Source organism: Mycobacterium ulcerans subsp. shinshuense (assembly GCF_002355775.1).
Lineage (GTDB): Bacteria > Actinomycetota > Actinomycetes > Mycobacteriales > Mycobacteriaceae > Mycobacterium > Mycobacterium marinum.
Window position 1 is genome coordinate 838547 of record NZ_AP017624.1, and the last position, 15164, is coordinate 853710.

At 64.0% G+C, this 15164-nt stretch carries 11 protein-coding genes and 2 pseudogenes; 4 read left to right on the forward strand and 9 right to left on the reverse strand.

Annotated elements, in window-relative coordinates:
• Positions 1–14: 14 nt before the first annotated feature.
• The 3 genes and pseudogenes from prrB to SHTP_RS04055 form a co-directional block, all read right to left on the reverse strand.
• Positions 15–1355 carry a two-component system sensor histidine kinase PrrB gene (gene prrB, locus SHTP_RS04045; protein ID WP_036426280.1) on the reverse strand — a complete coding sequence of 447 codons (1341 nt, stop codon included), beginning with the start codon at positions 1353–1355 and terminating at the stop codon, positions 15–17.
• Positions 1356–1369: 14 nt separating this feature from the next.
• Positions 1370–2080, reverse strand: coding sequence for a two-component system response regulator PrrA (gene prrA, locus SHTP_RS04050; RefSeq protein WP_096369846.1), 711 nt, complete (start codon positions 2078–2080; stop codon positions 1370–1372).
• 150 nt (positions 2081–2230) lie between these two features.
• Positions 2231–3902: pseudogene (locus SHTP_RS04055) on the reverse strand (FAD-binding dehydrogenase).
• Positions 3903–4000: 98 nt separating this feature from the next.
• Here SHTP_RS04055 and SHTP_RS28405 point away from each other — a divergent pair.
• Both SHTP_RS28405 and SHTP_RS04060 read left to right on the forward strand, forming a co-directional pair.
• Positions 4001–4192: a TetR family transcriptional regulator gene (locus SHTP_RS28405; protein ID WP_231991276.1), complete on the forward strand. Its 192-nt coding sequence runs from the start codon at positions 4001–4003 to the stop codon at positions 4190–4192.
• Positions 4137–4613 (forward strand): TetR family transcriptional regulator C-terminal domain-containing protein, encoded by a 477-nt coding sequence (locus SHTP_RS04060; RefSeq protein ID WP_231991277.1) that lies wholly within the window; start codon positions 4137–4139, stop codon positions 4611–4613. Before SHTP_RS28405 ends, SHTP_RS04060 begins: the two co-directional genes overlap by 56 nt.
• A 58-nt stretch (positions 4614–4671) precedes the next feature.
• On the opposite strand, the pseudogene SHTP_RS04065 reads toward SHTP_RS04060, so the two are convergent.
• The 6 genes and pseudogenes from SHTP_RS04065 to SHTP_RS04090 all read right to left on the reverse strand — a co-directional run.
• Positions 4672–5343: pseudogene (locus SHTP_RS04065) on the reverse strand (sterol desaturase family protein); the annotation flags it as partial.
• Positions 5344–5364: 21 nt separating this feature from the next.
• Positions 5365–6567: an ISAs1-like element IS2404/ISMul1 family transposase gene (locus SHTP_RS04070; protein ID WP_420811867.1), complete on the reverse strand. Its 1203-nt coding sequence runs from the start codon at positions 6565–6567 to the stop codon at positions 5365–5367.
• Between the two features lie 245 nt (positions 6568–6812).
• Positions 6813–7757 carry a PLP-dependent cysteine synthase family protein gene (locus tag SHTP_RS04075; protein ID WP_096369847.1) on the reverse strand — a complete coding sequence of 315 codons (945 nt, stop codon included), beginning with the start codon at positions 7755–7757 and terminating at the stop codon, positions 6813–6815.
• A 258-nt stretch (positions 7758–8015) separates the two neighbouring features.
• Positions 8016–9194: an aminotransferase class I/II-fold pyridoxal phosphate-dependent enzyme gene (locus tag SHTP_RS04080; RefSeq protein WP_231991702.1), complete on the reverse strand. Its 1179-nt coding sequence runs from the start codon at positions 9192–9194 to the stop codon at positions 8016–8018.
• A gap of 74 nt (positions 9195–9268) precedes the next feature.
• Positions 9269–10714 (reverse strand): MFS transporter, encoded by a 1446-nt coding sequence (locus SHTP_RS04085; RefSeq protein ID WP_096369848.1) that lies wholly within the window; start codon positions 10712–10714, stop codon positions 9269–9271.
• 1047 nt (positions 10715–11761) lie between these two features.
• Positions 11762–13243, reverse strand: a complete 1482-nt coding sequence (locus tag SHTP_RS04090) for a carboxyl transferase domain-containing protein (RefSeq protein ID WP_096369849.1) — start codon at positions 13241–13243, stop codon at positions 11762–11764.
• 26 nt (positions 13244–13269) lie between these two features.
• Here SHTP_RS04090 and SHTP_RS04095 point away from each other — a divergent pair, with 26 nt between their 5' ends.
• Together SHTP_RS04095 and SHTP_RS04100 are read left to right on the forward strand one after the other, a co-directional pair.
• The gene (locus tag SHTP_RS04095; protein ID WP_096369850.1) at positions 13270–14001 is read left to right on the forward strand and encodes an enoyl-CoA hydratase; all 732 of its coding nucleotides are present in this window, start codon (positions 13270–13272) and stop codon (positions 13999–14001) included.
• A gap of 6 nt (positions 14002–14007) precedes the next feature.
• The gene (locus tag SHTP_RS04100; protein WP_096369851.1) at positions 14008–15126 is read left to right on the forward strand and encodes an MBL fold metallo-hydrolase; all 1119 of its coding nucleotides are present in this window, start codon (positions 14008–14010) and stop codon (positions 15124–15126) included.
• The last annotated feature ends 38 nt before the right edge of the window (positions 15127–15164 follow it).

Here is a 15164-nt window from a genome sequence, read left to right on the forward strand (position 1 = left end):
TTCGCGCTATCGGACTAGCTGGGGCCGGGAAGTTTCAGTAGCAGTCGCGCGCCGCCGAGTGGGCTGTTCTGCAGTGACGCGGTCCCGCCATGCAAGTGGGCCTGCTGGGCCACCAGGGCCAACCCGAGGCCGGAGCCCGAATGCGACGCCGTCGACCCTCGGGAGAACCGCTCGAACACCATCTGGCGCTCGGCTTCGGGGACACCGCTGCCGTTGTCGTCGACGGCGATCTCGACCCCGGCCCGTGAACTGACCGCGGACAGCTGGACCCGGGTGGACCCGCCATGTTTGACCGCATTGGCGATGGCGTTGTCCACGGCCAGCCGCAACCCCGCCGGCAAGCCGACGATGATGCAGGTCGGCGAGGGCACCAGCGACACATCGAGGTCGGGGTAAATGCGCATCGCGTCGTGGGCGGCACGGTCGAGCAACTCGGTGATGTCAACCGGCACATGGTCTTCGGATGTCGACAGTTCGCCCTGGGCCAACCGCTCCAGGGCACCCAGGGTGGCCTCGATTCGCGATTGTGTCCGAATCACGTCGTTGAGCACTTCTTTGCGCTGGTCGTCGGGAAGATCCAGGGTGGAAAGCACCTCGAGGTTTGTTCGCATGGCGGTCAGGGGAGTGCGCAGTTCGTGGGAGGACACCGCGGCGAAGTCGCGCGCCGAGGCCAGCGCCTCCTTGGTTCGAATCTGCTCATTCCAGATGCGCTGCAGCATGCCTCGCATGGCCTCGGCGATCTCGATGGCCTCGCTGGCGCCGTGCACTTCGACCCGCGGAGCCTCGTCTCCGGCATCGATCGAGCGGGTTTGCTCGGCGAGCTGTTTGAAGGGCCGCACCGCGAATACGGCCAGCAGCCAGGCGAATACCGTTGCCGCGCCGATGGCGAACGTACAGATCAACAGCACCCGGCGGTGCAGGTTGTTGGTCTCGGCGATGGTCGCGTCGTAGGTCGCGCCCACCGCGACCGATGTTGGCTCCGGTCCGGGGATCTCGACCGTCCGCACCCGGTAACGCACCCCCCGGATGTAGGTGTCGGCGTAGTCCTTTTGCAGCTTGGGCAGCGTGATGTCGGAGTTCGACTTGACCAGGTCGCCGCGGCGGACCGTGATCAGTGCGTCCTGGTCATTGGGGGAGCGCGGTATCTCGTCGAGGCCACGCGGCACGAACGGGATGGCGAAACCCGCGGCCTCGTCCAGCCGGCGGTCCAGCCGTTCCTTGCGGTCGTTGGTGATCCCGACCCAGACCACGGTTCCGACGATGAGCACCGGAATCGCGGCGCCGATGGCCGTCGCGACCACCACCCGGGTGCGCAGCGAGGGCGTACGGGCGAAAATTCGCGACAAGATGTTCATCACTGTCATTGCACTCATTGCATCCTGAGTACGAATCCGACCCCGCGGACCGTGTGCAGTAGCCGCGGGCCGCCGTTGGCCTCCAACTTGCGGCGTAGGTAGCCGATGAATACGTCCACGACGTTGGTGTCGGCGGCGAAGTCATAGCCCCACACCAGTTCGAGTAGTTGTGCCCGCGACAGCACCGCCGTCTTGTGCTCGGCCAGGACCGCGAGCAGGTCGAACTCGCGCTTGGTGAGGTCGACGTCGACACCGTTGACCCGGGCCCGTCGGCCGGGGATGTCTACTTCCAGCGGGCCCACCGTGATGATTTCCGATGAAGATGTCGCGGTGGCCCCGCGGCGGCGCAGCAGCGCTTTGACCCGGGCCACCAATTCGGCCAGCACGAATGGCTTGACCAGATAGTCATCGGCGCCGGCCTCCAGACCGGCCACTCGGTCATCGACCGAGCTGCGCGCGGACAGCACGCAGACCGGGACGTCGTTGTCCATGGCACGCAGTGCGGTAACGACACTGACGCCGTCCAGCACGGGCATGTTGATGTCGAGCACGATCGCGTCCGGCCGGGTCTCGGTGGCGCTGCGCAAGGCCTCGGCACCGTCGACGGCGGTCGATACTTCGAATCCGGACAGCCGCAGACCGCGCTCCAGCGAGGCGAGCACATCGGAATCGTCGTCGACCACCAAGACCCGAGGTGAGTTCGCACCAGTGTCCATGCCGCCCATTTTGCCTGATTGCCGGCTATGGCGGTGGGAGGGTAGGCGCCGGGTCGCGGCTAGCTATTTGGGAGCCACTGGCGCGAGCAGACGTGGAATCGCATCAAGATCGCAGATCTTGTGCGATTCCACGTCTGCTCGCGAGGGTCAGCGACCCGCTCAGACGGCGTCGGCGGCAGCACGGCCAGCGGCGCGCCCGGAGAAAATGCAGCCGCCCAGGAACGTGCCTACCAGCGCGTTATAACCGTGCACGCCGCCGCCGCCGAACCCCGCGACCTCTCCCGCCGCATACAGGCCCGCGATCGGTTCGCCGTTGCTGCCTATCGCCCGCGTCGACAGATCGGTTTGGATGCCGCCCAATGTTTTTCGGGTCAGGATGTGCAGTTTCGTCGCGATCAGCGGCCCCGCCTTGGGGTCGAGGATGCGGTGTGGCGCCGCGACGCGGCCGAGCCGGTCGCCAAGGGCGCGTCGCGCATTGCGGATCCCCTGAACTTGAACGTCCTTGCAGAATGGGTTGGCGACCTGCAGATCCCGCGCTTCGATCTGCCTGCGGATCGCGGCCGGATCCAGCAGCGGTTCGTCGGTCAGGCCGTTCATCTTCTCGACGAGTTCTTCCAGGCTGTTGGCGACCACGAAGTCGGCGCAGTGGCGCTTGAACGCCTCGACCGGACCGGTCGCGTCCTTGTTTAAAAACCGTTCTTGCAGAACGGCTTTGTGGCTCTTGCCGGTGATGTCGGGGTTCTGCTCGGAACCCGAGAGGGCGAACTCTTTCTTGATGATCTTCTGGTTCAAGATGAACCAGGAGTGGTCGTACTTGGCGATCTCGGGGGTGGTGCGCAGGTGGCGCAGGGTGCCCAAGGTGTCGTAGCCGGGCAGGTAGGGGGGCCGGTAGCCGGCGCCCCAGTGCGTCGAACCACATCGACGACGGGCCGGGGATGACGCGGATGGCGTGCTTGGGCCAGATGGGGTCCCAGTTGTTGACGCCTTCGGTGTAGTGCCACATCCGGTCGCGGTTGACCAGGCGTACCCCGCTGTCGTTGGCGATGTCGAGCATCCGGCCATCGACATAGGCGGGCACGCCGGTGATCATCGAGGCCGGCGGGGTGCCCATCCGGTCCGGCCAGTATCGCCGCACCATGTCGTGGTTGCCGCAGATCCCGCCGGTGGTGATGATGACCGCCTGCGCCGACAGTTCGAACTCGCCTACCTCGTCGCGGTTGGACGGAGTGGCGCGCTCCGCGTCATCGGGCGCCAACACGGTGCCTTTGATCCCGGTGGCAACGCCGTCGGTGATGACCAACTCGTCAACGCGGTGCCGATGGTAGAAGGTCACCAGCTTGTCCTTGGCGCTCTGTAGAGCGGAGTCGACAAACGGTTCCACGACGCCGGTGCCGGTGCCCCAGGCGATGTGGAAACGGGGAACGGAGTTGCCGTGGCCCTCGGCGCGCAGGTCGCCGCGCTCGGCCCATCCCACGGTGGGCATGAACCGGATTCCGAGGTCGGTCAGATAAGAGCGCTTCTCGCCGGCGGCGAACTCCATGTAGGCGCGCGCCCACTTGGTGGCCCAGAAGTCTTCATCGTCGGGCCGGTCGAACGCCGCGCTGCCGGACCAGTCGTTCCACGCCAACTCCAGGGAATCTTTGATTCTGAGGTGGCGCTGTTCGGGGCTGTCCACCAGGAAGAGTCCGCCGAACGACCAAAAGGCCTAAACGCCGAGGTTCTTCTCGTTCTCCTGATCGACCACCGCGACCTTCTTACCCCGGCGGGTGAGTTCGTGAGTGGGGACCAGCCCGGCCAAACCTGCACCGACGACGATGACATCAGCGTCCATCCGACAGCCTTCCTAGAGTTATGTGTGGGCATGCCCTACGCCCACGCATCGGATACATAAATGCATCGGATGCGTTGATATATCGGAGTGTGATGTAGATGACACCGCCAGCCAACACTGCCACGCCGGCGCGCGTGACCAAGCGGCGCGCCGAGACTCGGGCCCGGCTGGTCGATGCGGCGTTCAGGGTGTTCGCAGACAAAGGGTTCGGGCACGTGCGCATCGAGGATGTGTGTGCGGCGGCCGGCTACACCCGGGGGGGCGTTCTACTCGCAGTTCGACAGCCTTGAGGAACTCTTCTTCACCCTCTATGACCAGCGCGCCACCTTGATCTCCGAACAGGTCGGCACCGCCATGGCAAGCGTCGACGATCCCACCGACGTGCCCGGGACAGTGGATCGGATCGCCAGCACCTTGTTGCTCGACCGCGACTGGCTGCTCATCAAGACTGACTTCCTGATGCACGCCGCCCGCCACCCGGATCTCGCCCAACGCCTGGCGGCCCACCGGGCGCAGCTGCGTGCCGCAGTGGAAGACCGGCTTGCTGGCAGCGATGTCGAACTACCCGCAGCGATCGGCAGCGTTGCCGACGCCGCCCGCGCCGTGGTCGCCGCCTATGACGGGGTCAGCATTCAACTTCTACTGGACGGCGACCAGGACGCGGCACGAGCTTGGCTCAGTCAACTTCTTGGCGTGGTGTTGATCCGCTGAGGCCTGGCGGTGCTGCGCGGGTCGGCTGAGGCGGATTGCCAATTCGATGGCTTGGGGGTCAAGCGGACTTGGCCAGCCTGCCGGTTTCCTGGTTGGCGGGTGTCTGTGGTTTCCAGCCCGGCGGTCCGAAGACGTAGCCGAGTCGATCGCGTAGCCGAGTTGCTGAGCGCCAGTCTCGGACTATCGCCGCGTATTCGTTGGTTTGTAGCTTCCAGATGTTGAAGGTGTGGACCGGTTTTGTGAGTCCGTAGTGTGGGCGGGATTCTTTGGCCTGGAATGTGCCCAGCATGCGATCCCAGATGATGAGAATTCCGCCGAAATTCTTGTCTAGATACATTTGATCCATACCGTGGTGCACCCGGTGGTGTGACGGTGTGTTGAAGAGGTATTCGTACCAGCGCGGTAGTTTGCCGATCCGTTCGGTGTGGACCCAGAACTGGTAGGTCAGGTTTATTGACCAGCTGAAGAACACCACCCACGGAGGAACTCCCAACAGCGGCAGTATGGCGAACATGATGATCTCGCCACTCTTGTTCCATTCCACGCGTACCGCGGTGGCCAGGTTGAAGTATTCGCCGGAGTGGTGTGGCTGATGTGCGGCCCAGATCAGCCGGACTCGGTGGGCGATGCGGTGATCGACGCAGTAGATGAGGTCTAGGCCCAGGACCGCGATAACCCACGTGTACCACTGGTGTGGGGAAAGATGCCAGGGCGCGACGTAGGTGTAGATGCAGGGTTCCGGCGTTGTTGATTAGCAGGCTTGTGAGCTGGGGAATTGTGGATTGAGGAGGTCTAGGCGGCGGTTGGCGGTCAAAGCGGTGATCCGGCAGGCTTCGGCGATGTTGTCGGCGCCGTTGAGGCGGTGCAGATTGATCGCGGTGTTGCGTAGCGTTGCTAGGACCTGTGCGCCGTTTCCGGTATGTGCCCTTTGACGGTCTTCGTCGAAGGTGACGTCGCGTATCCAGTGCAGGCTGTTCTCGATTCCCCAGTGTTGACGCATCCAGGTCATGATCGCGGTAGGGCGGGCGTGCTCGAACGGCAGGCTGCAGATGGCATAGACCACCTCCACGCTGCGCTGGTCGGTGGCGGTGATCAAGCGTTCACGAGTGATCCGGATGATTTGTTTTGCGTAGGGGAAGCCGATTCCTCGTGCAGCGGTGATGATTTGCAGGGTGCGGGTCTCGACACGGCCGTGGCCGCGGGAGTCGTCGGTAGCGGCTGCGGGCACCTCGGCCCAGGGCAGCGCGGTGATACGCGCAAGTATTTTGGCTTGGTTGGACTTGACGATCATCAGGTAGTGCGACTTCAAGGTGGCGCAGATCAACTTCGCGGTGACGACCTGGGTATGCATCGCATCCACGGTGACCAGCCACCGCAAGCTACCCGGCAGCAGCGTGAGCAGGGCACGTACGCAGGGAATTTCATTGCTTTTCTCGGCGACAGCGAGTTGACCGAGCACCAATCGGGCACGGTGGGCGAACACCGACACGAGATGCGTGGCTGTCGCTTTGGCGCGTAAAGCACCACGCAGCATCTTGCCGTCCAACGCGATCGGCACCAATCCACTGGGGTCGCTGCTGGCCACGTGTGCAGTGAAGTAACTGCCCATCCTGGCGTTGAGGTCGGCGGGGTCTAGCCGAGACAAAACAGCGCGGAAGGTCTTCTCACTGGGCCGCCGGAACCGGACCCCTAATTGGGCCAACACATCATCGGGAGCGGTGGCCGCCCATGTGGCAAAACCAGCATAGCCGCGCATCCCCGCGGCAGTGGCCAGAACCGCGATCGCCAACAAAGCCATCAGCGAATACCTCCGACCGCGTGGGTCCCTCGGGTCTGGCACCGAGGCCAACACATCGAGAAACTCCGATCCGATGAGCTCGCTGCGCTCACCAGGACTCCAGCGGTCGAACACCTCTGGAACCGACGACACAGGCAATACTGAAACGGTAGGCACGGGCAACTCCAGGCCAACGACGAACAGTAACCAACTCGATCGTTCTCCAGATAGCCCGTGCCTACACTCCGGCCCCAATAGCGCGGCACCAAAGATCATCAACCCAGCTCACAAGCCTGCTAATCAACAACGCCGGAGCCCTGGGTTCACCCTCCTGCCGAATTTCGTTTGATTCGATATGAGGAAGAAATCCGATGGTGCGGTTCTGGGTGTTCGCGTCGTACTTGCGGGCTCGCATCGTGGCGTCATGGGGCCAGCAACTTGCTAGGTGCCGGGTGTTCATAGACGCCGGAGGAGAGGTATTTCCACGCGGCGTCGGCGACGACGAACGCGATATCGGCACGCTCGCCTGCTCGCAGAGCTTGAGTGCCGATCTCCAATGCGGCGTGTAGGGCCGCGCCCGTGGACAGGCCTGCCAGGACGCCCTCGGTGTGTGCGAGTTCGCGGATGCGGTGCTCGGCATCGGCGGTGGCGACCGGGTAGCGCACGGCCCCCAGCGTGGGGTCATACAGTTCGGGCACAAATCCTTCGTCGAGATTGCGCATCCCACAGAATTTTTCGTTGTGGCGGGGTTCGACGGCCACGATCTTGATGTTGGCGACGTGTTCGCGCAGGAATCGGCCGGCGCCCATCAGAGTGCCCGAGGAGCCCAGGCCGGCGACGAAGTGGGTGATCTCGGGCAGGTCGGCGAGCAGTTCCGGGCCGGTGCCGCGGTAGTGGGAGTCGGAGTTGGCGGGGTTGCCGTACTGGTAGAGCAGGACCCATTCGGGGTGTTCGGCGGCCAGTTGTTTGGCGAGCGCTACCGCGGTGTTGGATCCGCCCTCGGCGGGGGAAAATATGATCTCGGTCCCGTAGAGCTCGAGCAACCGACGGCGCTCGATCGAGGTGTTTTCCGGTATCACGCAGATGAGCCGATACCCCTTCAGCTTGGCGGCCATCGCCAGGGAGATGCCGGTGTTGCCGCTGGTGGCCTCCAGGATCGTCGCGCCCGGCCGCAGCCAACCGTCGGCCTCGGCTTGCTCGATCATCCGCAGCGCTGGGCGATCTTTGATCGACCCGGTGGGGTTGCGGTCGTCGAGTTTGGCCCACAACCGCACGTGCGGACTGTTGTCCCAGCCTGGTGAGAGTCGTGGTAAGCCAACCAGGGGCGTATCGCCCAAGGTGGCCAGCAGTGAGTCGTAGCGGGTCATCGGGTGCGCTCGCTGGTCGGCGCTGCGGGTGCGGGTCTTCTTCGGGTGCGAAGGTCGACGATCACAGCTGGCCCGTTACTACATCGTGTGGTTGGGGGCCAGTGGTTGTGATGGCGAGATGGTGATTCGGCGAGGCTGTGAGTTGTCATCGTGTCCGCCCAATAGGATTCTGGTGTTAGACCGCGCCGAGCTCAGGTGCCGGTGATAGGTCACGATCCCGGTTGGGGACTAGCTCGTCGTAGAGCGACGCGATGGCGTTTACTGTCGGTTCCACGTCGGCGGTGTCGTGTGATGCGGTGGACACCAGTCGTAGCTGGTCAACCCCCGGGGGACCACCGGGTACATCACGCCCGAGCAGAATACGTTGTGCTCGTGGCGCATTCGGTTCAGAAATTCGAGGGTTAGCAACGGGTCCATCTGCAGGAATACCGGTGTGACCAGACTCTGGGTGTTGCCGGTGTCAAATCCCTTGTCGGTCAACGATGTTTGAAGCTCATGTGCGATGGCATGAGCTCGCTGGCGCAGATCGTGGCGGGTGTGCAGCAACTCGAAGCGGAACAGGTTTCCGGCGATGATCGGCAGGGGTAGGCCTCTGCTGAAGATCTGTGAGCGCATTGTGTAGCGCAGCTTCCAAATTACGTTGGCCTCTGATGCGACGAATGCCCCAGTGCCGGCGGCCGCTTTGGCGAAGGTGCTGAAATATAGGTCGAGACCATCTTGGACGCCCTGTTCTTCCCCGGCTCCGCTGCCGGTTGCGCCCAGGGCGCCGAACCCGTGTGCGTCGTCAACGAGCAATCGGAAATCGTAGGTCTTCTTGAGTTCGACGATCTCACGTAGTGCACCCTGGTCGCCGGACATGTCGAAAACCCCTTCGGTGATCACAAATACGCCGGCGTCGGCACTGCGCACCCGATCGATCTCGGCCAGGCATGCTTGGAGTTCGTCAATGTTGTTGTGCGAGAACGTACATGTCTGGTCGAGGCCGCCCTTCTTCTTCAGCCGGACCCCGTCGATGATGCACGCGTGGTATTGCGAGTCCAGGACGATCCAGTCTGAGGAGGTGGTGAGTGAGTCGATGAGTGAGGCCATGCCTTGATACCCATAGTTGAGAAAGAGCGCCGCCGGCTTCTTCACATAATTGGCCAGCTCCTCTTCCAACTGCTCGAGGATGTCCGTCTCGCCGCACATCATTCGTGAGCCCATGGGTCTTGCGAATCCGTAGAGTCGAGCGAACTCGACATCGGCTTCCCGTACTTCAGGAAGATTGGCGATTCCGAGATAGTTGTTGATGCTCCATACGATCTGCTCGCGGTCTTGCCACCTCATGTGGGCGCCGACGGGCCCATCCAGCTTGGGATATGTCGCTATGCCATGTGTGGCACGAGAAATGTGTAGCAGCGGCTCGTCTACCGCAACAAATTTATCGAAGAGATCCATGATTTGTGCCCCTAATCCCTGTCATTGATCGTTTGCCCTGAGGTGTTTCTTCCTGAAAGTGCTCCGTGAGACGGCTAGGGTGGCGATGCGCATTCTGCGACTGCCGGTTGGGGTTCCTCGACCGGTCGTTGCCACGCCGGTCGTATCAGGCGCAGCGCAAACGGAATCGTGGCGATGGCCAAAGTCCCCAGAAATGCCCATACGATCCGGAAGCTGCCCACGTCGATGGGCGAGTGCCCGGAACGCTCAACAAGCAACGTGCCCACCGCGGCGGTGCCCAGGGCCGCGCCGAATTGCCGCAACATGGAATTGAGTGCATTGGCGGTGCCGAGGAGCTGGCCGGGCATCGCATCGATCGCAGCGCTTGCGAGAACCGGCATGACATACCCGATGCCAATCCCGCAGAGGATCGATCCGGGCAGCCACCGTGACGCATAGTCGGCTCGGCTCGTTGTCAGTAACCAGAACAGGAAAACGCCGAGAGCGAAAACCCAGTAACCGGGGATCACCGCCCATCGGTGTCCCCGCGCATCTGCGATCCTTCCGGCCGGGATAGCCGCAAGCGCGGCCGCAACAAAGATCGGCATCATGGCCAGTCCCGCCTCGAAAGTGGAATAGTGCCAGTGCGACGTCAGAAAGAACACGACGGCAAGTAACAACCCATAGAAGCCGGCCCCGAAGATCGCGGTCGCCGCATTGGCGGCGAAGAAGCGGCCCTTGTCGAAATCGTGTATCGGCTCCGCGCGGCGGTGGTGGCGTGCCACCCCCACCATCGCCGCGGCCAGCAGGATGGCACCCGCAATCAGCAACAGCAGTGTCCGGCGCTGGCCCCAGCCCCAGGACGGGCCTTCAAGGATGCCCGCCGTCAGCGCCCCCACACCCGAAGCGATCAGCACGATCGCGCTCGTGTTCACCAGCTGCCCCGCCACGGCATCGCCGCGGTTGTCGACATTGCGCAACCCGGCAAGCACGGCCAACCCGATCGGCACGTTGATGAGGAAAATCCCGCGCCAGCCCACGGTATCGGCGAGAAACCCCCCGAGGGGTGGCCCCAGTGCCGCCGCCAACGCCGCCGAGGTACCCCATAGCGACACCGCAGTGGCTCGAGAACCCCGACCAAAATAAGGAAGAATCAGCGCAAGCGAAGCCGGCCCCATCAGCGCGGCACCCACCGCTTGTGCCGCTCGAGCCGCAACCAGCGCGCCCAACGTGGGCGCGACCGCGCAACCCACAGACGACAGAATGAACGTGCTGACACCGATGGCGAAGACGTTGCGGCTACCGAACTGATCTGCCCAACGCCCGCCCGGCACCATCAACGCGGCAAACACAATGAAATACGCGTCAAGCACCCACGTCCGGGCGGACGAGGATGCCTCCGGAAAACTTGCCGAAATAGCACCAAAAGCTACAAGTAATGCCGTTGTATCCAGGTAAACAATAAATCCCGCGGTAAGCCCCACCGCCAACGCCCGCACTCTACCCGTAACCAATACCACTCCCCGCACCCGCGCGCCCATTCAACCCGAACCAACGATCCTCAACCGCACCCGCCGGCTGAAGCCATCACAGACCCCTGTGTAGTTGATCTAACTACAAACTCGCAAAAATTTCTCGGGATCGAGCGCGTTGCCGCTTCCATGGGCTGCGGCGCCGACTCTCGTCTCGAGACGGTCGCAATAGCGCGATTTGGTGTATGGGATCGCCATCGAACTGCATGAAACACCAGCTCAGGATGGGTGCGGGCGCCAATGGGTTTGCCGGCGATGGCGGTGTGGAGGTGAACGGTGTTGCTGCACCATGCCATCCGTAAGGGCCGGTGTGCGCAATGTTGCCGGCGCGCCGTCATGACATCCGCTCGTTGTGGGGAATCCGATGGTGGCCAGCTGCGCAGCTTGCAGTGAACGCGGCGCCGTTCGGGGTGGCGGCCCCGATTGGCCACGGCGGCAACCGATCCCGCTTCGGCAAGCCGATGCGAGAGCGGGCTCGCTGGATGGTCGTGGGGCACGTAGCTGACCGTACTGCTGAAACTTGACGGTGTCCATATTAGGCGTTCGCTTCTTATTCAAAAGGGGAATGTTCCTTACGATCCTCAGTCTGAGATTTAACATGCATGTCTCAAAAGAGATGTAAAGGAACAGGATTGGACAAGTTTGTCTCATGGAGCCGGTCTCTCGCCGGGCGGCGGCGATGCGGCTGCACCTCCGTAGTGACCTGCGCACGTTGGCGGAATGGTGCAATCTCTGCGGTAACGGCCGTGGGTCTAAAAATCGATCACCGAGCTCTCTCACGGGTGCTAGCCAGATCCTGGTCGGTAAAAAGAGGCTGTTGTAAGAGAAATTGAATTCGAATTGGACTCTCGCGGCAGCTCAGAATGATTCCTGCCGTGCGGGGCAGGCGGTGCTGACGGGAGAATCGAGCGAGCTGCGCAGACCCAGCATCACATTACCGAACCGGCCTTGCTGATTCTCCCGTCCCTCCGCCACGCATTCGATCCTGGCTAACCTGCCACACCAAAATCGCCGCAGTGGGGCCGAAGCCCGACCGCTAAACGGCACCGCCGCAGGTCAGCGGTCGCGCGGGAGCCCGATGCTGCGGTACCGCGCGAGTCGAGCCGTCATGCGTTGGGCGTCGGGTATCTCACGCAGCGCGGCTACCTCGGTCGCGATGGCGATCGAAAGTCGTTGGGCGAACTCGACCGGCTCAGCTGCGGCGTCGGGGAGTTCGGGAACTATGACGTCGACGATCCCGGCGGCCAGCAGGTCCGCCGATCGAATGCCTTGCGCTGCGGCGAGCTCGGCGGCGTGGGTGGTGTCGCGGAAGACGATCGCGCTGGCGCCCTCCGGCGGAAGTGGAGCTAGCCAGCCGTGTTGGGCGGCCAATACCCGGTCTGCGGGCACCATCGCCAGCGCCGGCCCGCCGCTGCCCTGCCCTAACAGCACCGACACCGTCGGGGTGCCCAGCGTCACCAACTCGGCCAGACATTGGGCGATCTGGCCGGCCAGCCCACCCTGCTCGGCATCGGCGGACAATGCGGGGCCGGCGGTGTCGATGACCAGGACCAGCGGCAGCCGCAGCTCGGCGGCCAGTGCCATGCCGCGGCGAGCCTCGCGCAGCGACGCCGGTCCGATGATCCCGCCACCGATCCCTTGCTGGCCAAGCACCACCATTGGCTGACCAGCCATGCGGGCCAGCGCGAGCAGCGTGGTCGCCGCGTCGCCGTAACCGGTCCCGGAGAGCAGCACTCGGTCGGTGGCCCCGTAACGCAGCAGGTGTTCCACCCCCGGCCGGTCGGGTCGTCGCGATGCCAGCACCGAAGTCCACGCCGCAACATCCGGTATCGCAGTGGGAGCTGGCGCCGCTGGCGCTGGCGCTGGCGCGTCGGTGAGTACCGTCAATGCGCGATCCAGTGTGCGTCGTAGCTCGTCTAGCGTGACCACGCCGTCGATGACACCATGGCGCTGCAGGTTCTCCGCGGTCTGGACGCCAGCGGGAAACGGTTCGTCGTAGAGCAGCTCGTAGACCCGGGGACCCAGGAAGCCGATCAGGGCCCCCGGTTCGGCCACCGTCACGTGGCCCAGCGAACCCCATGACGCGAACACCCCGCCCGTGGTCGGATGGCGCAAATAGACCAGGTAGGGAAGGTGGGCCTGCTTGTGCAGCCGGACAGCCGCGGCGATCTTCACCATCTGCAGGAACGCGACCGTGCCCTCCTGCATGCGCGTGCCCCCGGAGCTGGGCGAGGCCAGCAGCGGCAACCGCTGGCTGGTGGCGCGTTCCACGGCCGCGGTGATTCGCTCCGCGGCCGCCACGCCGATCGAGCCGGCGAGAAAGTCGAATTCGCACACCACCACCGCGACCCGGCGCCCCAACACGCGGCCCTCGCCGGTCAGCACCGATTCGTCACGGCCGGTGGCGGCTCGGACGTCGGCCAGATCGCGCGCGTAGGACTCCGATATCGGGACCTCTAGCGGGGGCGTATCCCAGCTGATGAAAGAGTCCTCGTCCAGGACGGCGTCGCGCAGTTGGTTGGTGGTGATACGACTCACTCGATGAGGCTATATAGGCTTGCCCCATGATCGGTATCTCCCAGGTCGAAGCCGTTATGACCATCGAATTGCAGCGCCCGGAGCGTCGCAACGCCCTGAACTCGCAGCTGGTCGAGGAGCTGCGGGAGGCCATCCAGAAAGCCGGCGACGGGTCGGTTCGCGCGGTCGTACTCACTGGCCAGGGCACCGCGTTCTGCGCGGGAGCGGATCTATCCGGTGATGCGTTTGCCGCTGACTATCCCGATCGGCTCATCGAGCTGCACCGCGTGATGGACGCAGCCCCGATGCCGGTTATCGGTGCCGTGAATGGACCTGCCATCGGCGCCGGTTTGCAGCTGGCCATGCAGTGTGACCTGCGGGTCGTGGGTCCCGAAGTGTTTTTCCAGTTCCCTACGTCTAAATATGGCCTGGCCCTGGATAACTGGAGCATCCGCCGACTGTCGTCGCTGGTAGGGCACGGACGGGCGCGCGCGATGCTGCTGACCGCGGAGAAGTTGACCGCCGAGACGGCACTGTACACCGGGATGGCCAACCGCATCGGCACGTTGGCCGATGCACAGTCCTGGGCCGCCGAGATCGCCGGTCTGGCGCCGTTGGCGATCCAGCATGCCAAGCGGGTGCTCAATGACGACGGTTCCATCGAGCAACCGTGGCCGGAGCACAAGGAGCTGTTCGACAAGGCCTGGGGAAGCCAGGACGTCATCGAGGCGCAGGTCGCTCGGGTGGAGAAGCGGCCACCGAAGTTCCAGGGGGCGTAATCCAACATGGTCGGCCGGGCACTAAGACTGGCCGCCGGCACCGCTTCGCTAGCGGCCGGCGGATGGCTGATGCGGGCGCTGCGCGGAGCGCCAGCTGCGTTGGGTGCCGATCCTGCGGCGATCGAGGCCGCCTCGGATGGATCGCCGAACTATCGCGACGGTGTATTCGTCAACCTCGACCCCGCCTCGGTGTTCACCCTGAATCGTGAAGAAATGCGGCTCCTTGCTTGGGAGCTACTCGCGAATCGAGGTGGGAGCCGCCCGGCCAAGCCGATCCCGCTGGCTGCTCCGCAGGTGTACCAGGGCGACGCGAGCCGGTTGGCGGTGAGCTGGTTCGGCCACTCCACGGCGATGGTCGAGATCGACGGCTACCGGGTGTTGACCGACCCGGTGTGGAGCGACCGGTGCTCGCCCTCGGATCTGGTCGGCCCACAGCGGCTGCATCCGCCGCCGGTCCAGCTCGACGGGTTGCCCGCCGTAGACGCGGTGGTGATCAGCCATGACCACTACGACCATCTCGACATCGACACCGTGATCGCGCTGGTCCGTAGTCAGCGGGCGCCGTTTTTTGTGCCGTTGGGGGTGGGGGCACATCTGCGGTCGTGGGGCGTCCCCGAGGATCGCATCATCGAACTCGACTGGCACCAGAGCGCCCAGGTCGGCGAGCTCAGCGTGATCTGCATGCCGGCACGGCACTTTTCCGGGCGCTTCATGAGCCGCAACAACACCCTGTGGGCGTCGTGGGCCTTCGTAGGACCGACGCATCGCGCCTACTTCGGCGGGGACACCGGCTACACAAAGAGTTTTGCCGAGATCGGGTCCGATCATGGTCCGTTCGACCTGACCTTGATGCCCATCGGCGCCTACAACACTGGGTGGCCGGACATCCATATGAATCCCGAGGAGGCGGTCCGGGCGCACCTGGATGTCAGTGACACGGGTTCGGGGCTGTTGGTGCCGATTCACTGGGGGACTTTCCGGTTGGCGCCGCACCCGTGGGCGGAACCGGTAGAGCGACTGCTCAAAGCCGCTGAATCAGACCAGGTCCAGGTGGCCGTGCCGCTGCCCGGTCAGGGCGTCGACCCTGCCGGGCCGTTGCGATTCAACCCCTGGTGGCGGCTCTGATCGAGGCGATGCCGAAACCGGCTTCATGCGAGCGGTAT